General features: G+C 34.4%; 23 protein-coding genes and 2 other annotated features (1 of these 25 cut by a window edge). Of the genes, 19 read left to right on the top strand and 4 right to left on the bottom strand.

The window, feature by feature from the left end; all coding sequences use genetic code 11:
• Positions 1-139: a binding site (T-box leader), on the top strand (it extends 115 nt beyond the left edge of the window).
• A 65-nt stretch (positions 140-204) separates the two neighbouring features.
• The 9 genes from BR43_RS01165 to BR43_RS01125 all read left to right on the top strand — a co-directional run bounded on the left by BR43_RS01165 (position 205) and on the right by BR43_RS01125 (position 6,846).
• Complete coding sequence (locus tag BR43_RS01165) at positions 205-1,026, top strand: amino acid ABC transporter substrate-binding protein (protein WP_034558585.1); 822 nt, start codon at positions 205-207, stop codon at positions 1,024-1,026.
• Positions 1,027-1,053: 27 nt separating this feature from the next.
• Positions 1,054-1,833 (top strand): amino acid ABC transporter substrate-binding protein, encoded by a 780-nt coding sequence (locus BR43_RS01160; protein WP_034558582.1) that lies wholly within the window; start codon positions 1,054-1,056, stop codon positions 1,831-1,833.
• A 20-nt stretch (positions 1,834-1,853) separates the two neighbouring features.
• Positions 1,854-2,483 (top strand): amino acid ABC transporter permease, encoded by a 630-nt coding sequence (locus BR43_RS01155; protein ID WP_034558580.1) that lies wholly within the window; start codon positions 1,854-1,856, stop codon positions 2,481-2,483.
• 12 nt (positions 2,484-2,495) lie between these two features.
• Positions 2,496-3,170, top strand: coding sequence for an amino acid ABC transporter ATP-binding protein (locus BR43_RS01150; RefSeq protein ID WP_034558577.1), 675 nt, complete (start codon positions 2,496-2,498; stop codon positions 3,168-3,170).
• Between the two features lie 92 nt (positions 3,171-3,262).
• Positions 3,263-3,336 (top strand) — a sequence feature (ribosomal protein L21 leader region).
• A gap of 15 nt (positions 3,337-3,351) precedes the next feature.
• The gene (rplU, locus tag BR43_RS01145) at positions 3,352-3,660 is read left to right on the top strand and encodes a 50S ribosomal protein L21 (RefSeq protein ID WP_034558575.1); all 309 of its coding nucleotides are present in this window, start codon (positions 3,352-3,354) and stop codon (positions 3,658-3,660) included.
• A 17-nt stretch (positions 3,661-3,677) separates the two neighbouring features.
• A complete protein-coding gene (locus BR43_RS01140) occupies positions 3,678-4,010 on the top strand; it encodes a ribosomal-processing cysteine protease Prp (protein ID WP_034558573.1) in 333 nt (110 codons plus the stop codon).
• 26 nt (positions 4,011-4,036) lie between these two features.
• The gene (gene rpmA, locus BR43_RS01135; protein WP_034558570.1) at positions 4,037-4,324 is read left to right on the top strand and encodes a 50S ribosomal protein L27; all 288 of its coding nucleotides are present in this window, start codon (positions 4,037-4,039) and stop codon (positions 4,322-4,324) included.
• 295 nt (positions 4,325-4,619) lie between these two features.
• Entirely contained in the window at positions 4,620-5,624 is a 1,005-nt protein-coding gene (locus BR43_RS01130) for a class I SAM-dependent methyltransferase (RefSeq protein ID WP_034558568.1), read from the top strand.
• 31 nt (positions 5,625-5,655) lie between these two features.
• Complete coding sequence (locus BR43_RS01125) at positions 5,656-6,846, top strand: acetate/propionate family kinase (RefSeq protein ID WP_034558566.1); 1,191 nt, start codon at positions 5,656-5,658, stop codon at positions 6,844-6,846.
• Between the two features lie 602 nt (positions 6,847-7,448).
• Here the strand turns inward: BR43_RS01125 and BR43_RS01120 are convergent.
• A complete protein-coding gene (locus BR43_RS01120; RefSeq protein ID WP_034558563.1) occupies positions 7,449-7,922 on the bottom strand; it encodes a universal stress protein in 474 nt (157 codons plus the stop codon).
• Between the two features lie 148 nt (positions 7,923-8,070).
• Between BR43_RS01120 and BR43_RS01115 the strand changes: the two genes are divergently transcribed.
• Positions 8,071-8,325, top strand: coding sequence for a hypothetical protein (locus BR43_RS01115; RefSeq protein ID WP_051933767.1), 255 nt, complete (start codon positions 8,071-8,073; stop codon positions 8,323-8,325).
• Positions 8,326-8,399: 74 nt separating this feature from the next.
• On the opposite strand, the gene BR43_RS19420 is transcribed toward BR43_RS01115, so the two are convergent.
• The 3 genes from BR43_RS19420 to BR43_RS01095 all read right to left on the bottom strand — a co-directional run bounded on the left by BR43_RS19420 (position 8,400) and on the right by BR43_RS01095 (position 11,558).
• Positions 8,400-9,805 (bottom strand): IS3 family transposase gene (locus BR43_RS19420; RefSeq protein WP_157463898.1). Its coding sequence is split into 2 segments (ribosomal slippage): positions 8,400-9,259 and positions 9,259-9,805, totalling 1,407 coding nucleotides; the frame shifts between segments, so codons are not numbered across the junction.
• Positions 9,806-9,883: 78 nt separating this feature from the next.
• On the bottom strand, positions 9,884-10,168 hold the full coding sequence (locus tag BR43_RS01100; protein WP_245617788.1) for a hypothetical protein: 285 nt from the start codon (positions 10,166-10,168) through the stop codon (positions 9,884-9,886).
• Between the two features lie 109 nt (positions 10,169-10,277).
• Complete coding sequence (locus BR43_RS01095; RefSeq protein WP_034558558.1) at positions 10,278-11,558, bottom strand: replication-associated recombination protein A; 1,281 nt, start codon at positions 11,556-11,558, stop codon at positions 10,278-10,280.
• 269 nt (positions 11,559-11,827) lie between these two features.
• Between BR43_RS01095 and BR43_RS01090 the strand changes: the two genes are divergently transcribed.
• The 9 genes from BR43_RS01090 to BR43_RS01050 all read left to right on the top strand — a co-directional run bounded on the left by BR43_RS01090 (position 11,828) and on the right by BR43_RS01050 (position 22,039).
• Positions 11,828-12,241 carry a CidA/LrgA family protein gene (locus BR43_RS01090; protein ID WP_034558556.1) on the top strand — a complete coding sequence of 138 codons (414 nt, stop codon included), beginning with the start codon at positions 11,828-11,830 and terminating at the stop codon, positions 12,239-12,241.
• On the top strand, positions 12,219-12,926 hold the full coding sequence (locus tag BR43_RS01085; protein WP_034558553.1) for an LrgB family protein: 708 nt from the start codon (positions 12,219-12,221) through the stop codon (positions 12,924-12,926). Before BR43_RS01090 ends, BR43_RS01085 begins: the two co-directional genes overlap by 23 nt.
• 219 nt (positions 12,927-13,145) lie before the next feature.
• Positions 13,146-14,480 carry a hypothetical protein gene (locus tag BR43_RS01080; protein ID WP_034558551.1) on the top strand — a complete coding sequence of 445 codons (1,335 nt, stop codon included), beginning with the start codon at positions 13,146-13,148 and terminating at the stop codon, positions 14,478-14,480.
• Between the two features lie 233 nt (positions 14,481-14,713).
• A complete protein-coding gene (locus tag BR43_RS01075) occupies positions 14,714-15,235 on the top strand; it encodes a pyrophosphohydrolase domain-containing protein (RefSeq protein ID WP_034558543.1) in 522 nt (173 codons plus the stop codon).
• A 2-nt stretch (positions 15,236-15,237) separates the two neighbouring features.
• On the top strand, positions 15,238-17,523 hold the full coding sequence (gene gshAB, locus BR43_RS01070) for a bifunctional glutamate--cysteine ligase GshA/glutathione synthetase GshB (protein ID WP_034558541.1): 2,286 nt from the start codon (positions 15,238-15,240) through the stop codon (positions 17,521-17,523).
• A 162-nt stretch (positions 17,524-17,685) separates the two neighbouring features.
• Positions 17,686-18,828, top strand: coding sequence for a cysteine desulfurase family protein (locus tag BR43_RS01065; RefSeq protein WP_034558538.1), 1,143 nt, complete (start codon positions 17,686-17,688; stop codon positions 18,826-18,828).
• A 326-nt stretch (positions 18,829-19,154) separates the two neighbouring features.
• Positions 19,155-19,496 carry a DUF1831 domain-containing protein gene (locus BR43_RS01060; protein ID WP_034558531.1) on the top strand — a complete coding sequence of 114 codons (342 nt, stop codon included), beginning with the start codon at positions 19,155-19,157 and terminating at the stop codon, positions 19,494-19,496.
• Positions 19,497-19,708: 212 nt separating this feature from the next.
• On the top strand, positions 19,709-20,848 hold the full coding sequence (gene mnmA / locus BR43_RS01055) for a tRNA 2-thiouridine(34) synthase MnmA (protein ID WP_281173936.1): 1,140 nt from the start codon (positions 19,709-19,711) through the stop codon (positions 20,846-20,848).
• Positions 20,849-21,055: 207 nt separating this feature from the next.
• On the top strand, positions 21,056-22,039 hold the full coding sequence (locus tag BR43_RS01050; RefSeq protein ID WP_034558529.1) for a hypothetical protein: 984 nt from the start codon (positions 21,056-21,058) through the stop codon (positions 22,037-22,039).
• Positions 22,040-22,115: the final 76 nt, after the last annotated feature.

Raw genomic sequence — 22,115 nt, 5'->3', positions numbered from 1 at the left:
CCCTATATGGAATAGTAGATTATCCCGGGTGTACCCGTTATAGTACTAGCGTTTAGCAGTTTTGAACGTGAAGAGGTAGCTTTTGTGAAGAAGCTATAAAAAAAGGTGGGACCACGATACTTAACTTATCGTCCTTTGATTTTCAATTATGAAAATCAAGGGGCTTTTTTGTTTTGAAAAACTGAAAAAAGGGAGAGATTTAAGATGAAAAAAATCATGATTGGTTTAGCAACAGTAGGAATTCTTTTAGTAACAGCAGCTTGTGGTAATAAAGATACAACAGCTAAAAATGAAACAAATGGGAAAGATTCATATAGTCAGATCGAAAAGTCAGGTAAATTAGTTGTTGGATTAGATGATACATTTGCACCGATGAGTTATCGAGATAGTAATGGAAAAATTGTTGGGTTTGATGTTGATTTGGCGAATGCCGTTGGTAAGAAATTAAACTTAAAAATTGAATTTCAAGCAATTGATTGGGCAATGAAGGAAACTGAATTAAATGCAGGAAATATTGATTTGATTTGGAATGGTTATACGATTACAAAAGAACGTCAGGAGAAAGTTAATTTTTCAACTCCTTATTTAGATAATAGCCAAGCTATCATTGTTTTAAAAGATAGTCCAATTCAAACAAAAGCTGACTTAAAAGGTAAGGTTGTGACTGCTCAAGAATCTTCAAGTGCCGTGTCTGCCATTGAAGCTGATAAAGAAGTTACGGTAGCAGATTTTAAAGGAAGCGAAATTATTCAATATCCATCAAATAATGATGTATTTAATGATTTAGAATCAAAACGTAGTGATGCAGCTGTTGCAGATGAAGTTTTGGCTCGTTATTATATAGGGTTAAAAGGATCAGAAAAATATCGGATTCTGACAGATAATTACGGTACAGAAGAATATGGTGTGGGTATGAGAAAAGCGGATAAACAATTAAAGGAAAAGGTTGATACCGCGTTGGCAGAACTGAGAGCTGATGGAACCTATGATAAAGCTTATCAAAAATGGTTTGGTGAAAAGCAATAATTTATTTTTAGAATAGGGGGATTTATAATGAAAAAGAAATTAATTTGGATTAGTTTGCTTTTACTGGCTGTTATCATTGGGGGATGTAGCAGCCAGCCAGTTGCAAAAGAAAAAGGCAAGGAAAAGGTAATTATTGGGTTAGATGATACGTTTGTTCCGATGGGGTATCGGGATTCAAATGGAAAAATTGTTGGATTTGATGTTGATTTAGCGAATGAGTTTGGCAAACGTATGAATATGGAAATTGAATTTCAACCAATTGATTGGTCAATGAAAGAAACAGAGTTGAACTCTGGCAATATAGACTTAATCTGGAATGGATATGCAAAAAATGCAGAACGTGAAGAAAAGGTTAACTTTAGCCAAACCTATCTTGAGGTTGGGCAAGTGATTATTGTCTTAAAGGATAGTCCGATTCAAACAAAAGCTGATTTAAAAGGAAAAACAGTTGCTGCTCAACAATCTTCCAGTGCAGTTTCGATTTTAGCCAAAGATGCACCTGATTTGTTGAAATCTTTTAAGGGCGGTGAGATGATCACCTATGCTTCTAATAATGATGTTTTTAACGATTTAGATAGTGGTCGAAGTGAAGCGATTATTGTAGGTGGAACATATGGACGCTACACAATTAAACAAAAAGGTGCTGAAAAGTATCGAATTTTAAAAGATGATTTTGGCGTAGAAGAAGTTGCTGTTGGTGTTCGCAAAAAAGATACAGCGTTGTTAAAAAAAGTGAACCAAGCTTTAACGGAAATGAAAGAGGACGGTACACAAGAAAAAATTAAAGCTAAATGGTTTAGCGAATAAAAATTATGAGGTGAAACAAGATGATTATAGAACTACTTCCATCGTTATTAGAAGGTCTGAAAACAACGTTATTGCTATTTTTTGTTATCTTAATTATTAGTATCCCACTAGGTTTCTTAGTGGCGGTTATTCGGGTCTATGCCCCTAAGCCAATTTCTATTCTAATTCAACTATATATCTATATTATGCGTGGATCGCCATTGTTACTACAATTAATGATTGTTTTCTTTGGATTGCCGATGGTTGGTATTAGTTTAGATCGCTTCACAGCAGCGATTATTGCTTTTGGTTTAAATTATACTGCCTATTATGCAGAAATTTTTCGTGGTGGAATATTATCTGTTCCGGTTGGACAATTTGAAGCTATTCAAGTACTAGGCATTGGTAGAATTCGTGGTTTTCAACGAATTATTATTCCGCAAGTTTTTCGTGTAGTCTTACCTTCTGTTGGAAATGAAATTATTTCTTTAGTGAAAGATACGTCATTAATTTATGTGATTGGTTTAGGTGAGTTATTAAGAGCTGGACAAATTGCAGCGAATACTTACGCTTCTTTAACCCCTTTTGTTGCGGTGGGAATAATTTATTTAGCTATTACGGGAATTGTTACGGTTGGCCTGAATGTATTTGAAAAGAGAATTGATTTTTAAGGAGGGAAACAGATGATTTTAGAAGTAAAAAATATCACAAAAAAATTTAATGGTATTCCGGTTTTGCAAAACTATGATTTTAAAATAGAATCTGGTGAAATCGTTACGTTAGTTGGAAAGTCAGGAACTGGAAAAACAACGTTAATGCGATTAATTAATCATTTAGAAAAAGCAGATCAAGGTAGTATACGGATTGATGATACGTATTTATGTACAGAAAAAAATGGCAGAAGTGTGTATGTCCCTAAAATAAATATTCGCGCTTATCATAATGGAATTGGAATGGTTTTTCAAGACTATCAGTTGTTTCCTAACTTAACTGTATTAGATAACTGTTTAGAAGCTCCTTTAGCGCAAAAACTGGCTTCTAAGGAAGAGTTAACAAATAAGGCTATGACTATTTTAGATCAAGTTGGTTTATCAGATAAAATTGCGGTAATGCCAAGTACGTTATCAGGTGGTCAAAAACAGCGTGTAGCGATTGCTAGAGCGATGATGCTAAATCCTAAGATTCTTTGCTTTGACGAGCCAACATCTGCTTTAGATCGAGAATCAACAATTGGAATTGGCAAAATGATTCAACAAATTGCAGCAGAGGGTACAGGGATTTTAATTGTAACCCATGATTTAGAGTTTGCAGAAGATGTTGGAACAAGAGTTGTTCGTTCAGAAGGATTTATTAAATAGAGCCTAGTTATTTTTATATGATGTTATTTTGATAAATAGATTGACGAATCAGACTATATTTGATATGATATTAATGTTGTAAATGTGTAGCACCACAACTACAACCGCGCGGGAATGAGTTTTAAGTTCAGCAATGACGCTCACAACGGCGAGTCTAAGTCTAATAAGGAGGTGCGAATAAATGTACGCAATTATCAAAACTGGTGGAAAACAAGTTAAAGTTGAGGTAGGTCAAGCAATTTACGTTGAAAAATTAAACGTTGAAGCTGGCGAAACTGTAAGCTTTGATGAAGTAATCTTAGTAGGTGGCGAAGAAACAAAAGTTGGAGCACCAACAATCGCAGGAGCTACTGTTGAAGGTACTGTAGAAAAACATGGTAAACAAAAGAAAGTTACTACGTATAAATACAAACCTAAAAAACATACTCACCGTAAACAAGGTCATCGTCAACCTTATACAAAAGTTGTTATTAACGCAATTAACGCTTAAGAAAAGTGGTGTTCAATATGATTCAAGCATCATTCAAACGTAACGACGAAGGGAATTTAGTTTCTTTTGAAATTACTGGACATGCAGAGTCAGGACCCGACGGTAACGACATCGTTTGTGCAGCCGTTTCAGCTTTATCTTTTGGAGCAACAAATAGTATTGAAGCCTTAGCTGGATTCCAACCTCTTGTAGAGATGGATGAAGAGAATGGTGGAGAGCTTTATGTTGAACTTATTCAAGAGATTAACCGTGAACAATTACACATTGCTCAGATTCTTTTAGAAAGTTTACTACTATCCGTAGAATCAATCGTAGAAGAATATCCTGAGTATGTCGAAATGCTTAAATAAATTAAACATCAGGAGGTGCAACTCATATGTTGAAAATGAATTTACAATTCTTCGCTCACAAAAAAGGGGGCGGATCTACAACTAACGGACGTGACTCTAACTCTAAACGCTTAGGCGCTAAAAGAGCTGACGGTCAAACAGTTACAGGTGGTTCGATTTTATACCGTCAACGCGGTACTAGAATTTATCCAGGTGTAAACGTTGGAATCGGTGGAGACGATACGCTTTTTGCTAAAGTAGATGGTGTAGTTCGCTTCGAACGTAAAGGTCGCGACAAAAAACAAGTATCTGTATACCCTGCAGTTGCTCAATAATTAAAACAAAAAGTTTCTTCTATTTCGATAGAAGAGCTTTTTTTTAAAATAAAAAAAGAAAGCGTTATCTTTTCTCGGGAATCAAGGTATATATGACTTTTAATAGACAGTTATAGAAAGCAAAAAATGAGAAATTAAAAAAATTCTAAATCTTTTCAAATTGACGCTTGAAACCTAACAGTTTATTGGTTAAAATAGTACAGGTAATGCAATTTCACAAAACAGTTATGCTAGCAGTAAAAAATGCTAAATGTTTTGTAGAATAGCGATAAAGTAAGGAAATGAGGCTAGAGCATTGTCGCAAAAAGAGATTGAAAGTTTGTATACTAAGCTAAATACCTCGGTTCAATTGTTACAGCAAGAAATTGATGTTTCGTATTTAGAAGCTCTTTTAGAAACAGGAGAAAATTTATTAGAGGGAAAAACTGATAATAGTGAAGAAACGTTAGCTATCGAAACGGTTAATCGCTTGAATTTTCTCTATCAAGATGTTTCCTTGCAAGATATGGAACCAGAAGAAATTCGGAAAGCATTTCAATTGGCGTTGTTAAAAGGAGCTAAGGCTGATCAATTACAAGCAAACCACCAAATGACGCCAGATGCTATTGGATTCATTATGAGCTATTTGCTTGAAAAAATCATTCCAGAAGAAACAACTGAACTTAGAGTTTTAGATGTTGCTGTCGGTACTGCTAATTTACTTTCAACTATTTACAACAGTTTAATGTTGAAGAAGATTAAGGTAGATGCTGAAGGAGTGGATATTGATGACTTGCTTTTATCGTTAGCCGCAGTGGGAACAGCTTTGCAACGTCAAACAGTTCGCTTGACACATCAAGACGTATTGCAGGACCTTTTGATTGACCCTGTAGATGTTGTCATGGGTGATTTGCCAGTTGGTTATTATCCAGTTGATGATCGTGCTAAACGATTCAAAACAGCTGCTAAGGAAGGACATTCTTACGCGCATCATTTAATGATTGAACAAAGTATCGGTTATTTAAAGGAAGGCGGACTAGGTGTATTCCTTGTTCCATCACAGCTTTTTGAAACGGAAGAAGCGTCAGCTTTAACTAAATTCATTCAAGAGTCTAGTTATTTGCAAGGTATGCTTCATTTGCCAAAAGAATTATTCAAGACTGAGCATTCACGTAAATCAATTCTCTTGATTCAAAAGAAAGGTGCTACTGCCAAACAAGCGAAACAAGTTTTACTTGCAGAAATTCCAGACTTTAAAAATCAACAAGCGATGCTCCATTTTATGAATGAAGTCGATACTTGGAAAAAAGAGAATATTTAATAAATAAAACTTAAAAAGGGGACTTATAAACATGTCAAAAACAATTGCAATCAATGCCGGAAGTTCTAGTTTAAAATGGCAATTATTCGAAATGCCTTCAGAAACAGTTATCGCTAAAGGAATCGTAGAAAGAATTGGTTTACCAGAATCAATCTTTACAATCAAATATGGCGAAGGTCAAAAATTTGAAGTGATTGAAGACATGGAAAATCATGAAGTAGCAATTGAATTGTTGCTTAAAAAATTAGTTGAGTTAAATATTATTGCGAACTTCGACGAAATTACTGGTGTTGGTCATCGTGTTGTTGCTGGTGGCGAAATTTTTAAAGATTCTGCTGTCATTGATGATAAAGTTTTATCACAAATCGAAGAATTATCTGAATTAGCACCCTTACACAATCCAGCTAATGCTACTGGAATTAAAGCATTCAAAAAAATGTTACCAAATATTACAAGTGTGGCTGTATTTGATACATCTTTCCACACAACAATGCCTAAAGTAAGCTACTTGTACAGCATTCCAATGTCTTATTATGAAGATTTTGCAGCACGTAAATATGGTGCTCACGGAACTTCTCATAAATATGTTTCAGAACGTGCAGCTGAAATGTTAGGTAAACCAATTGAAGAATTAAAATTAATTTCTTGTCATTTAGGTAACGGTGCTTCAATCACTGCTATCGATGGTGGAAAATCTGTTGATACTTCAATGGGCTTCACTCCGCTTGCAGGTGTGACAATGGGAACTCGTTCAGGCGATATCGATCCTTCATTGATTGCTTATTTAATGGGTAAATTAAACATTACAGATATTAATGAATTCATTGATATTTTAAATAAAAAATCAGGTCTTTTAGGACTTTCAGGTATTTCAAGTGATATGCGTGAAATCGAAGCAGCTGAACACACAAACGAAAATGCGTTTATCGCACTTAGAATTTTCGCTGACCGTGTTAAAAAATATATCGGTTCATATGCTGCGACAATGAATGGTGTAGATGCAATCATCTTTACAGCTGGTATTGGTGAAAATGGTCCAGAAATCCGTGAAGAAATCATCAATGGTGTGACTTTCTTAGGAACAGAAATGGATGCAGAAGCGAATAAAGTTCGTGGGAAAGAACGTGTTATTTCAACTCCGGAATCAAAAGTAAAAGTATTATTAATTCCGACAGATGAAGAAGTTATGATTGCTCGTGACGTTGAACGTTTAGGCAAATAATTATAAAAACGGCTCTTTGTCAAATTGTATTGGTGAAGAATCAATTGAATAAAATCATGGGGTAGGAGAGGAATTTATAATTCCTCTCCTACTTTTTTGTAGTGAAATGCAAAGAAGTGCTGGCGAGTGTTTCACTCACCAATAAATACGATATATTATAGAACCTTTTTTTATAAGAAAGGTACGGAGTAGTCCTTACCTAATTAATGATTGCGGATTTTTCTGATAATTAGCAATAGTAAATAATTAACTAAATAACTTAGGATAAGAATGATTAAGGTAGTCAGAATAGTGATTACTGAGGATTGACTATCTACATGAGGTAAAATAAAAAACTGCTTTATCTTATAGAAAATAAAGGGAATCGGTCAATAATGTTTTTGAAATAGTGCTAGTTAAACGATTAGTGGGAACATCTGGTGACGGGGTTCCGCCATAGAATTCTTTCTTTCGTGTTTATCAATAGTTAGAAGATTTTAAAATTGAAAAAACTGCAAGAAATCCATTTTTACAAATGCTGATTTCTTACAGTTTTTAGTTTTTATTTAACTGATTTTTATCCAAAATAGTAGTTTTGTTTCAGTTCCATTTTTAGTCAGAATTTATTTGATTTTTTTTGGTGGCAATTTATTTTCTAAATCGGTACGAACAACTAAGACATCACAAGTTGCGTGACGAATAACATATTCTGAAACTGAACCAATAAAGATTCGTTCAACGGCATTTAAACCAGTTGCTCCAACCATGATTAAGTCGATATTTTGATCTTCTGGAATTTGTTTTGCAATAAGCGCTTTAGGTGATCCGTATTCGATCGTATAACTAACTTCTTCAACATTGTGATTTTTAGCATAGCGCAAGTATTCTTCCATTGTGTTCTTTGCTTGCTCCGTAGCTTGTTCAGCCATTGTTCCATCAAAGCTAGAGACGCTTTGGAAAGCGCGAGTGTCAATAACGTGAGTTAGAACTAAAGCGGCTTCATTCCGATTCGCTACATAAACAGCCTTTTTAAAGGCTAATTCTGCTTCTTCTGATCCATCAACAGCTACTAAAATTCTTTTGTATTGTTGTAACATTGTTCATCACTCCAATTCATTTAATATTTATGATATGATAGAGTAAGTTCCTCTATTTCTACTACATCTACAGTTTACACCAAATAGGAATAAAATAGAACTAAGATCCTTCTGTTTACTAAAAATAATTTTAAAGGAGTTTGTAAAGTTGAAAAAAGAACACTACTTAATTCAAGATGTTTTTGCAGACTCGAAATTTTATTTATTTAAAAAATATTCATTAGAGCATAACTTAATTTACTTACAAGATATCAGTCCGGAAGTATTAGAAGATTTTGCTAAAATAGCAGGAGTTGGTGCTGTTAAAATGGCTGCTTTAGTGGAACGTTTAGCAGGACCTGTAGCTTTATTACAGTTAGGAATTTTCTTGCCGGAAGAGTTGTTCAAAAAAGAAGAGATTTAAAAATCAGCCAACTACTATGTAGTGACCCCCAAAAGTTAGACTTTTTTACAGAGTAGATTTTCTACTCTGTTTTTTTACGCAGTTAAACTCATTTTCTTTCTAAATTGAACTGGGCTTAGCCAGTCTAATTTTTCTTTTATTCGAGAATGATTATAGTACTCTATATAGTGTTCAATCGCTTGTTTTAATTCTTGGTAGCTTTTGTAGATAACGCCATGGTAAAGTTCTTGTTTGAGAATACTAAAGAAATTCTCCATAGGAGAATTATCTAAGCAGTTTCCCTTACGAGACATACTTTGAAAAATATGATGCTTTTTTAATTCATGGCTATAGGCTTTCATTTGGTATCCCCATCCTTGGTCGGAATGGAACGTTCGGCGATAGAGGCAATCATTCGTTTTCACAATAGCTCCATTTAATGCATCCATAATCGCTTTTGCTGTAGGTTTCTCTGAAATTGAGTAAGAGACAATCTCGCTATTATACATATCCATGAACGGGTTTAGATAGAGTTTCTTAATACGCAAACTACCCGAGTGATCTTTTTCATAATACTTAAATTCTGTTGTATCTGTTGTCATTTTTTGATGAACAATACTTGTATAAAAATGACGATGAATCCGATTTTTTGCCACTCTCCCAACAGTTCCTTTATAGGAATTGTATTTCCGTGATTTCCGTGTGAATGAGCGTACCAAGATTCCTAATTTTTTCATTAAACGTTGCACTTTCTTTTTATTCACAAGGATACCACGGTTTCTAAGTTCTTGATTCATCCGACGATAGCCATAATCCTTATGTTCGTGATGAATTTTTTCCATTTCTTGTTCAATTGGTTTATCTGGATTTTCACGGTTAAAGCGTTTTTGCCAATACATATAGGTTGACCTAGGAAACCCTAGGGTTTCAAGAATGTCGATTAATCTGAATTTCCCTCGGAGGCTATGAATGATTCGTGCTTGTTTTTCTGTTGCTGTTCCATCAAACGCAACCTCCTTAATTCTTTTAAATAGGCAAGTTCAATTTTTAACTGTAGATTTTCTTTCTCTAGCGCTTCTAAATAGGTTAACTCTTTTTTTGAAGAATCAATAGCTGGTAATTTATTCTTTTTTTTAGGCATTTTAGATGGACGTCCTTTCGGTTGTGAGAGCCCATCTACTCCATTTTCTTGGTAAGCTTTACGCCAATTGGCAATCATAGAAAAATTGGTCATTCCAAACTGATTGGCAACTTCTCGATAGGACATCTCTGTTGTTAGATATAACTCTATCGCATCTAACTTGAATTGAACAGAATAAGTTTTATTTTGGCGACTACGAAGTAGACCTTCCTCACCAAATTCTTTGTACGTATTTATCCAAATTTGTACTTGAGAGATTCCTTTAATGCCATATTTTTTAGCTAAATACTTCATTCCACCTTCTCCATTTAAATAGTTTTGTACAACGTTCATCTTAAATTCTGTGCTATATTTTGCCATACAAAAAGACCCCCAAAAGTTAGATTTTTTAGGTCTAACTTTTGGGGGGCGGTACACTAATATAGTGGGCTGATTTTTTTAATGAATGCGTTTATTTAAGCCTAAAATAAAAAATAAAATCAAGAAGCAGGTGATTATTAAAAAAGTGAGCAATAACCATGCTGGTTGAAAAAATAATAAAACTAAATTAAATAGTCCGCATAACAGTAAGGCAAATCCATAGAATCTAAAAAAATTTAAATTTGCTACATGTTCATTAGGAACTTCCTTAATAATCAATAGACTAGATTTGCTACTTAATAAAAATCCAGCAGCTGAAAATAGAAGAATCGCAAAGATCAACATCAAAATAGTAATAATCATAAAAAAACTCCCTTCATTCATCAGAAAATGATTTTCCAAATTCAAAGGTAAGCATAGCATAAAAATAATGAAATTTGAAGGGATATGTAGCAAGAAAAAAACGAGAAAACTACTCTCTCGTTTTTTTCTTTTGATTGATTTTATCGTACTGATTTGCCAAGCTAGCTTCGTATTTTCCTGTAAAATTTGGTTCATAGTAAATTGCATTTTTTAGTTTATCAGGGAGATATTGCTGATTGACCCAAGCGTCAGGATAGGCATGGGGATATTTATAGTCAATGCCACGACCTAAATCCTTAGCCCCTTTGTAATGAGAGTCGCGAAGGTGATCGGGTACATCTCCACTTTTTCCAGCCCGAATATCACTAAGGGCGGCATCTATCGCTACGTAAGTCGAATTAGATTTTGGTGAAAGGCAGAGATCAACTATAGCAGTTGCTAACGGAATTCGAGCTTCCGGAAAGCCCAGTTTTTCTGCTGCTTGTACAGCAGTTACAGTTCGTGCGGCAGCGGCGGGATTCGCTAATCCAATATCTTCATAGGCAATGACCATTAAACGTCGGGCAATAATGGGTAAATCACCTGCTTCGACTAAACGAGCCATATAATGCAATGCAGCATTCACATCGCTACCACGAACAGATTTTTGCAATGCAGAAATAACATCGTAGTGGGCATCCCCATCTTTATCGTGAGTGAGAGCTTTTCGTTGAACACATTCTTCTGCCACTTCTAAATCAATTCTAATGATACCATCAACAGCAGGATGGGTTGATTTTGCGGCTAATTCGAGTCCGTTTAATGAACTACGTAGGTCACCATTAGTTGCTCTAGCAAAGTGGAGTAGGGCTTCTTTAGTTAATTCGATTGATTGCGTACCTAATCCGTGTACCGGATCATTTAGAGCTGATTCAATCGCCTTTTCGATATCTTCAATAGATAAAGGTTTTAGTTCAAAAATCTGTGTTCGACTACGAATCGCAGGATTGATTGTAATATAAGGATTCTCTGTTGTTGCCCCAATCATGACAACACGACCATTTTCTAAATGAGGCAATAAAAAATCTTGTTTTGGTTTATCTAAACGATGGACTTCATCCAATAAGAGAATGACTGTTCCACTCATTCGAGCTTCTTCAACAACAATCTGTAAATCTTTCTTGGTATCAGTAGCGGCATTCAAGGTTCTAAAGGCGTATTTTGTTGAGCCGGCAATAGCACTGGCAATACTCGTTTTTCCAATTCCAGGTGGTCCATAAAGGATCATAGAGGAAAGCATTTTTGACTCCACCATACGACGAATAATCTTACCTTCGCCAACAAGATGGGTTTGACCAACGATTTGATCGATATTTGTCGGACGCATCCGAAAAGCTAATGGTTGATTCATAGTGTCCTCCTTAGCGGTAAAAAGGTTTATTTTCTTGATTTCTTCAATTTATCACTAGATTAATTATACCACTTTTTAGCTGAACTAACTACAGTTTAGAACGAATGTTCTGTTCAGTAGAATTAAATTTAATTCTAAATAAAAAAGAATACTTTTATTAAAAACCATGAAAAATAGTTATGAAAGCCTTATTATAAAAGGATAGATTTGGAAATCTCCTTTATTTTCAAGAACATTATGGTATAGTATTAGATGTATGGAGGGAAATTATGACTATTTATAAACAGTTACTGTATATTTTAAGCTTTTCGTTTTTAGGAGAAGTGTTGTCAAAAGTACTGGCTTTGCCAGTCCCTGGAAGTGTAATCGGCATGTTGCTTTTATTTTTAGCTTTGCAATTTAAAGTGCTAAAAGTCAAGGATGTTGAAACAGTTGGTGGATTCTTACTAGGTAATTTAAGTATTTTATTTCTACCTGCTGGAGTAGGAATCATGGTTTATTTTCCAGTTATTAAAGACACTTGGTGGTTATTGTTAATTGTTTCATTTGTTACTACAGCTTTGACCGTTGCTTTTGTTGGAGTCGTTGTTCAGGCTGTGAAGCGTCGTTTTGAAGATGAACCTGCTGAGGAAGAGGAAATTGGAAAGGACGATGTGAAAAATGTATCAAGAGCTCACAAGTAACCCTATGTTTGGGTTGATTTTATCAATTGGAATGTATTTATTAGCTTTAGGGTTATTTAAGAAATTCCCTTTTCCGTTATTTAATCCATTGGTAGTTTCAACTGTTTTTGTCATTTTATTTTTAAAAATTGGACATATTTCTTATGAAAATTATTTTAAAGGTGGTAGTATTTTAAATATTTTAATTACACCAGCTACAGTAGCTTTAGGAATTCCATTATATAATACGTTTCATTTACTAAAAAAACACGTTCGATCGATCGTTACAGGAATTTTATTAGGAACGATTTTTGGAACTTTTATGACGGGGTGTTTAGCCGTTATGTTGCAATTAAAGGAAGATTTAATTGTATCAATTATGCCAAAATCAGTTACAACTGCGATTGCATTGGGTATTTCTGAAAAAATGAATGGGATTGCGACAGTGACTTTGGTTATTGTTATTGTCACAGGAATAATCGGTTCAATTATTGGTCCGCCTATTTTAACTTTTCTAAAAGTTGAAGACCCAGTGGCTAAAGGTGTGGCTTTAGGTAGTTCGGCTCATGCAATTGGAACCTCAAAAGCATTAGAGTTAGGTCATGTAGAAGGAGCAATGTCAGGTTTAGCCATTGGTGTAACGGGAGTAGTGACCGTTTTTGTTGCTCCGTTAATGATGAAGTTAATTGTTGTATTATTTTTTTAAATGACTAAAACATTTCTCTAAAGAAAGGACAGTTACTTTCTTTAAAGAGATGTTTTTTTTACAAATTAAATTTTAATGAAAATTAGGTGCATTTTTTGTTTTTTTTTGAGATAATGGTAGAGAATCTGTTTTTTTATGAAAAAACAGTGATACAGTCTTAATTAATTTAATTGATCCACTAGCTATAGCAAGTCAAGCTAAGGGGAAAGGAGTTCTTATATGTCTGAATCTTCAAAAGAAAAAGATGAAAAAATAAAAATTACATTTAAACCACAAATTATTGAAGATACTAAAAATATTACGAGTCAGATGGTTGATACAGTTAAAGTTACATTAAATGATTTGATTACGGATTCAGTTTCTAAGGTGAACGAATTGAATATTCAGCGGTTTGAAGAAAAACAAGCAGAACTTGAGTTAGAATATCAGACAAAGATTAGTGAGCTGATTAGCGAATATGACGAAAAGAAGAATGAATTGAATCGGAAAATTGCAGCTAAAGAAGAAGCAATTTTAGAAAATGCTAAGATGCAAGCCGAGCTGATTTTGCAAAATGCTTTTAGTGAATCAAATGAGATGTACGATGCAGTTCAGAATGAAATTACGGAATTGAAAGAACAACTAGTTCGTTATCAAAAAGAAGTTGAACATGAAAAACAACGTCAAGATAATGAATTATCAAAACGTTTAGATGACCTTAATCAACTTTATCAAGAAAAACAAAGTGAACTAGAGGCAAGTTTAAGTGAGAAAGAGCAAGCTCTACTATATGAAGCGCGACTTGAAGCAGACCGAACTCGTAGTCAAGCAAAGGCTGAATCCACTCAACTTTTAGTTGAAACTCAACTTGAATTAAATGATTTAAAAACAGGGACGGCCCATGAATTGCTTTCAGAAAAAGCGGAGCATCAAGCGAAATTATCAGCTGATTTTTTACGTCTTAACCGGGAAAAGGAATGGTTCTTATTGTATCAAGAACAGGTAGAACAACGTTATGCTGAAAAAGAACAAGAGCTGTACCAAAGAACTCAAGCAGAACTAGATGAGCTACAGTTAAAAGTCCAAGAATTGCAAAATCAAACAGATTTTTATCATGACATGGATGAAGAGCGAAAAGATAAATCCTTCTCAATAGGTCTATATATCTGTATTCTTTCGGGAGCTAGTGTTGTTGTTATTTCTTTATTGAAACAAAGTTCAGTTATTTTTCCGATTTTTTCAGCTTTTTTAGGAGCCTACTTGATTTATACAACATTGACGGATGGACGATTTGAACGTCACACAAAAAAATTAACTAAGAAAAATGAGTGGTTGATTGAAAAAAATGAACAATTAAAAAAACAAATGGAAGAGCTTGTTCAACAATTAAATGAAACAACGGTGGAACGAAATCAATTGGCAGAAGCTAGAAACAAAGAAGAGATTCGAGTCGAGAATATTGAAAGACTACAAGAAACTATTCGTAAACAGGTAACTGAGCGACGCTTAGTTGAATCAGAAAATATTGTGTTGCGCAAACGTTTGATGGATCAAATGAAAGCCAAAAATGAGTAAGAAGTTAGTCATGGGAATGAAGGTTCCATGACTATTTTTTTGTATAAGATAAACTATGTAATTGTTAGAGACTACTTTTTAAAGAGGGACTAGTAATAAATATGGCGGAAATCCAACAATTTAGAATGAAGATTAGCTGTTTTTCTTTCTATGATAAGACAAATTTTTTTCCTTTACAAAAGCAGTAAGTTATAATGAAGGGCAAAGTATTAGTTTAAAGGAGTGTATGATATATGAGTCACTTATCTGAATATGAGCAAGTGAAAGAATTTCATGATACATTTCATCCAGCAGAAAACTTAGTTCCCACAGCTTTTAGTCCAATAGAAGCTCTACAGAGAGCCAGTTTTACAACAGAAGAAATGATTGAATTTTTATATGCAAGTGTTGGTGGGAATGAAGATGAGTTTGATCAACTTATCGCAAAGTGGCAAGAATCCATTCTGCAAACTGTCACAAAAATCAAGGAAGAAGCAAAGCCAGTTGAGGATATCTTGATAGGTCAGATTGATGCTTTAACAGACGCCAACTATTTTAATTATGGCTCATTTGTTTTAATGGGAGTCGATCCTAGACCAATTTTTCATTTTGTTCATCAAGCCAATATGGGAAAATTATTTCCAGATGGCAAACCACATTACCGAGAAACTGATGGGAAGGTTTTAAAGCCAATAAATTGGGAAGCTGATTTTGCTCCGGAAAGAAAAATAAAAATGGAAATAGAACGACAAAACACGAATAGAAGAGGTACTTAATCATGAATCGACTTAAAAACAGAATTAGAGAACAACATTTAGCACCAGCTTTTTTTAAAGGAACATTTGGAATTGAAAAAGAAGGACTTCGGGTAACCGAGACTGGTAAATTAGCATTAACTGGACATCCTAATTTATTAGGAAATCGTAGCTATCATCCATATATTCAAACAGACTTTAGTGAATCTCAATTAGAATTGGTGACCCCACCTGTCCGTACAATTGATGAAATGTACAATTGGTTAATGGCTCTTCATGATGTGGCTCAGCGCTCTTTGCCTGAATCAGAATTAATTTGGCCAATGAGCATGCCAGTTGAATTACCAGAAGAAAAACAAATCTCGGTTGCACAATTGGATAATCAAGCAGATGTTAATTATCGGCTTCATTTGGCTGAAAAATATGGGAAAAAGAAGCAGATGGTCTGTGGAATTCATTATAATTTTGAATTGGATTCCCATTTCTTACAAGCTTTATTTCAAAATCAGACTGAAATAAAAGAGTATTCAACATTTCAATCTGAAATCTATATGAAATTAGCCAAAAACTTTTTGCGTTATCGTTGGTTATTGACGTATTTATTTGGCGCGTCACCAATTGTAGCAGACAATTTTTATCAAGAAAATCAAGAACCATTAAAAGACTATGTTCGTAGTGTTCGTAGCAGTCATTATGGTTATGTAAATACTGAGGATGTGCGGGTTTCGTTTGCTTCTCTGGAAAGTTATGTGGAAGATATTGAAGCTCTTGTTCAAGAAGGAGCTTTAAGTGAAGAGAAGGAATTTTATTCACCTGTTCGTCTTCGTGGTGGGAAAAAGGTTCGAGATTTATTAACCGAGGGCATTCATTACTTAGAATTTAGAATGTTTGATTTAAATCCATATGCAGCCTTTGGAATGCAGAAAACGGATATGAAATTAATTCATTTGTTCTTACTATCATTAGTTTGGTTAGATAAAACAGCTACTGTTGAGGAAATTGAAGCTGGTAATATCATGAATGAAAAAACTGCTTTGGAACATCCACACGCTAGTTCAAATTATCAAAAAGAAGCGTTGGGCTTAATTGATAATATGTTAGAAATGATTCAAGAAACTGATTTAATGAAAGAAAATAAAGAATTGATATTAGCAGCAAAAGCTCAAATTCTTAATCCTCAAAAAACTCTTGCAGGTAAAATGATTGAAGATATTGCTAAAGTGGGTTCTTATACAGAATTTGGTTTGCAATTAGGCAAGCAGTTTAAAGAGGAAGCTTTGGCAAAACCTTATAGTTTAAGAGGATTTACGGAAATGGAATTATCAACACAACTATTAATGTTTGATGCGATTCAAAAAGGCGTTGAAGTTGATATTTTAGATGCCAGTGAACAATTTTTAAAACTAACACATGAGGCACATATTGAATATGTAAAAAATGCAAATATGACCTCTAAAGATCAATATATTGCTCCTTTAATTATGGAAAATAAAACAGTAACTAAAAAAGTTTTAGCAGGAGCTGGGTTTAAAGTGCCAGCTGGTGAGGAATATCAGCAGGCCAATGAAGCTAAAGCTGCTTATTGGAATTATAGTGGCAAAGGAATTGTAATTAAACCTAAATCAACCAATTTTGGCGTGGGTATTTCTATTTTTAAAGATGGTCCCTCAAAAGAAGACTATGATTTGGCGGTTGATTTTGCTTTTAAAGAAGATAAAGCGATTCTAGTTGAGGAATTTATTACGGGAACCGAGTATCGTTTCTTTGTTTTAGGAGACTCTGTTAAAGCGATTATGCTACGAATGCCAGCTAATGTTGTTGGGGATGGGATTCATACAATTAAAGAATTAGTTGCTACAAAGAATCAAGATCCTTTACGTGGAACAGATCATTTAGCACCACTTGAAATTATCCAATTAGGTGAGATTGAACAATTAATGTTAAAAGAGCAAGGATATAAAATCGATGATATTCCGGCTACAGAAGTAACAGTGTATTTGCGAGAGAACTCTAATATTAGTACAGGCGGAGATTCATTTGACTACACTGATACCATTGATGATAGCTATAAAAAAGCTGCAATTGAGATGACAAAAGCCGTGGGCGCCGTTGTTTGTGGAGTAGATTTAATTATCCCTGATTATACGCAACCAAGTACGAAGGAACAACCTGGTTATGCAGTGATTGAAGCTAACTTTAATCCAGCGATGCATATGCATACCTTCCCTTATAAAGGCAAAGGTCGTCGTTTAACGATGGCGGTATTAGATCTGTTATTTCCTGAATTAAAGATCATTTCTAAAAAATAAAGCTAAGCAAAAACATTGGTTTATGACTGATGTTTTTTTGCTAGTTCAATGATTGAATTAGTTGAGATTAAAAAAATAGAGTAGAAGTATTTGGTGAAATGGTAATTTCATGTTAAAATTTGAAGCATATATTGAGTAGAAGGTTATAGATAGGAGCTAATTATGGAAAAGATATATTTAGATCATGCTGCTACTAGTCCGGTGCATCCAGAAGTTTTAGAGACTACGTATGAAACGATGAAAAACTTCTATGGAAATGCTTCAAGTATTCATGGTTTCGGTCGAGAAGCGCGTCATTTATTAGATGATGCTCGAAGTGTATTTGCCAAAAGTATTGGTGCAAAACAAAGTGAAATCGTGATTACAAGTGGTGGTACAGAAAGTGATAATACCGCTGTTATTGAGACAGCTTTATCAAGAGAGAGTATGGGGAAACATTTAATTACATCAAAAGTTGAACATCATGCCATTTTGGAACCAATGGAATATTTGGAATCATTAGGTTTTGAAGTGACTTATTTACCTGTAGATGAATTTGGTCAAGTTGATCCGGAATTGGTACAGTCTGCCATTCGACCAGACACAACGCTAGTATCCATTATGTATGGCAATAATGAAGTGGGGACATTGATGAATATTGCTGAAATTGGCGCAATTGTTGCTGAAACAGAAAGTTATTTTCATACGGATGCTGTCCAAGCTTATGGCTTAGAAGAGATTGATGTCAAAAGAAGCCAGATTGATTTGCTTTCGGTTTCAGCTCACAAAATAAATGGTCCAAAAGGTGTTGGCTTTTTGTATGTAAGCGAAGCAATTCACTTGCCAAGTTTTATGCGTGGTGGGGAGCAGGAAACAAAACGTCGTGCTGGAACTGAGAATATTCCTGCGATTGCTGGGTTTAAAAAAGCTGTTGAAATTATGCAAGCTGAAAAGGTTCAACGAAAAGAGGCATACAATACGTTAAAACAACAAGTTGTATCAGAATTGACTGAAGCAGGAATTGATTTTGAAGTAAATGGAGCTTCTGAAAATGGCTTAGCGCATGTTCTAAGTCTGTGGATTAAAGAAATTCCTTCTGATCAATTGTTAATGAATCTTGATTTGATGGGGATTGCAATTTCTGCTGGATCCGCTTGTACAGCTGGAAATATTGAACCCAGTCATGTACTAACAGCGATGTATGGAGAAAATAATCCACGAGTTTCTCAATCTGTACGGGTTAGCTTTGGTCTGGGAACGGAGCCTCAGATGATTCATGAATTGGTTGAAAAGTTAGTTATTGTTGTCAATCGATTAAAAAAATAAATAAAGCTAGGTATCAAAATGTGGTATCTAGTTTTTATTATATAGTGGATAAAATAGCGATAATAATCATACCGATAAAGAATAAAAAACCAAGTATGCCTTGATATTTAGAGATATAATTCCAGTTCATTGTTGCCACCTACCTTTCTTTTCTAGCTTTAGTGTATAAGGTCTCAAGCTGAATTAGTAGGAACATAACTGTCATTCAACGAACAAAAATGCAAGACAGTGGCATGTTCAACTAAAAATCAATGGAAGAAGTAGCGGTTGATATGATATAATAGATTTTATATTGAATGAAAAATACACTGAAGAGGTGACTTGGGATGGCATTTGAAACAGAAACAAGTTTAGTAGGTTCAACAGAAAAGTATCGTTTAGCTCCAGGAGTGAAAAAATATACATTACGAGATAATGGTTTTGAAGAAACTAGTTCAGGTAATTATCAGTATATTCGTCCATTGGATGCTTCACCAGAGAATAAGCAAGGGATTAAATTAAAAATCGTAGTGAACAAAGATTTACAATCATTTAAACTATCAACAACGACTAGCAATGGTTTACGTGCGGTTGATATTTATAAAAATGAAAACTTTAAACTAGTTGTTGATAAATTTAACTTCATTATGCAAGGGTTTATTGAACGTGGTGTGATGGAAAAAGTTTAATATAAGGCAGAGAGGGCTGAACTCATTGAGTTTGGCTTTTTTTGCTTCATTTTCACTAAATGTGAAGAAAATTAGAATTTATCTATACGAAAAGTAAGTGATTTCCTCATTTGATTTGCATAACCCTTGATTTCTCTGGTAAAGCCGTTATAATAATATAGACTGGAAAAATACGACCTTCAAATCGTAAAGATTTTCAGAATCTATTTGAAATGATGGTGAAAGAAATGACAGACAACAGCAAAACACGTGTCGTCGTTGGCATGAGTGGTGGCGTTGACTCATCTGTTACAGCTTTACTCTTAAAGGAGCAAGGTTATGATGTGGTGGGGATTTTTATGAAGAACTGGGATGATACAAATGAAGCTGGTATTTGTACGGCAACTGAGGATTATAATGATGTAATCCAAGTAGCGAATCAAATTGGTATTCCGTATTATTCGGTAAACTTTGAAAAACAATATTGGGATAATGTTTTCCAATACTTTTTAGATGAATACAAGTTAGGACGCACACCAAATCCAGACGTCATGTGTAATAAAGAAATTAAGTTTAAAGCATTTCTTGATTATGCAACGAGCTTAGGAGCTGACTATGTTGCAACGGGGCATTATGCTCAAGTTGAACGGGATGAAGCTGGTGTAACGCATATGTTACGTGGTGTGGATACAAATAAAGATCAAACCTACTTTTTAAATCAATTATCTCAAGAACAATTAGCAAAAACAATGTTCCCTTTAGGCGGGATGGAAAAACCAGAAGTTCGTCGTATTGCGGAAGAAGCGGGCTTAGCAACTGCTAAGAAAAAAGATTCAACAGGTGTTTGTTTTATTGGAGAACGAGATTTCAAAAAATTCTTAATGACCTATTTACCAGCTCAAAAAGGGAAGATGGTTACACCTGAGGGAGAAGTGAAAGGTGAACATGATGGATTAATGTATTATACAATTGGTCAACGTCAAGGCTTAGGCATTGGTGGCGGTGGTGCATCTAGCGAACCTTGGTTTGTAATTGGCAAAGATTTAGCAACAAATACATTATATGTTGGACAAGGTTTCCATCATGAATGGTTGTATGCGACGCACTTAGCAGCAACAGATATTCACTTTACCACTCATAAAGAAATGCCAAAAACATTCAAATGTACGGCGAAATTCCGTTATCGTCAAACAGATACAGGCGTTACGGTTCATTTAAATGATGATGGTACGACTGGGACTGTAGAATTCGACGAACCTGTTCGAGCAATTACGCCAGGACAAGCAGTTGTGTTTTATGATGGTATGGAATGTTTAGGTGGCGGAACGATTGATGTCGCTTATAACGAAGCCAAAATATTACAATATGTTTAATAACAAAATTAAAAACGAACAATCAAAAATGATTGTTCGTTTTTTTTGTCCTTTAAGAATAAAATTTATGTTATACTTACATATACGATTGTTTAATAATATTTTTATTTGTATAGTTTTTTGTATCGAATGTGGTTAAATACCTAGAGAAATATAATGAAAAAATAAATAAGATTGTTTATATATAGAAGGTAGAGGCCAAGAATAGTGAAAAAATCAGGATTAATTCTTAGTTTGATGGTTATTTTAACAATAGGAATTGTTGTTAGTGGGACAGCCTATAGTAAGAAGAGATACGAGAATCAAATAACACAAAGAAAGTTACGTTATGCAAATAATCAAACTCAGTTAGCAGAACTATTATCAGCGTTGTACAGCAATTCAGAGAAAACAGCGCTAGCGAATAACCTTACTCTTAAACAGATAGAAGACGTAGATCGTTATCTTTCAAAAATGGCGAATGACGCAGAAAAAAAACAAGGACTGAATGAGCTTGGAAAAGTAAAAACGATGTTTGATGGACAACAAGCAGTGACTCACTTAATGAAAAAAGGGAGTGTGATTGATGAAATTTCTACTGAATTGCTCGCAACAACTGCTAAAAAATTAGAAGCCATTCAATTAATTTCTATCCCACTATATCAAAAGTTAAAACCAGCTTATGATGAAGCTCAAAAACAATTTAATGACATTGACTTGGCTCAAGTAGGAATAACGGATTTTTATAGCAACCAAGCTACTGAAACATTTAAAATAGAGCTTACAAGGGCTCAAATTGAAGAAGTGAAAATGCGAATAGTAGCTATCAAAAATCAAAGAGCTAAAATCGACTTAATGGAATTTGTAACTAAGGCTGAAGAATTTAAAACACTTCAAGAACAAAAGGTGGCAGAACAACAGGCTGAAACAGCTAGATTAGCAGCAGAAGAGTTAGAACGTCAACGTCAAGCTGAAGCTATTGAAACAATAAATAATCAGTTATTAAATACAAATAATACAACAAATCCAACTGCAGCATCTGATTCTGACAATGAAGTAGGAAATATAGGTGAAACAAGCCAAGATATTGAAAATCCCCAGAAAGAACAGACATCTGGAATTGAAGGGGAAAGTGAGTTAAAACCAGATCGTTCAGATGAAGAAAATAATAAGAATTCCCAAATAGATGAAGAAAATTTAGTAGCTGATTAAATGTACTATTGGTTTAGATACCAAGTTTTTATGAAGTAGCCAGTCTGAAAGTTAAGGCTATCAAAATCAGAATTTG

The sequence above is a fragment of the Carnobacterium gallinarum DSM 4847 genome (assembly GCF_000744375.1).
Classification (GTDB): Bacteria; Bacillota; Bacilli; order Lactobacillales; family Carnobacteriaceae; genus Carnobacterium; species Carnobacterium gallinarum.
Note: the sequence above shows the minus strand (reverse complement) of the source record. Positions and strands in the feature narration are given on the sequence as shown.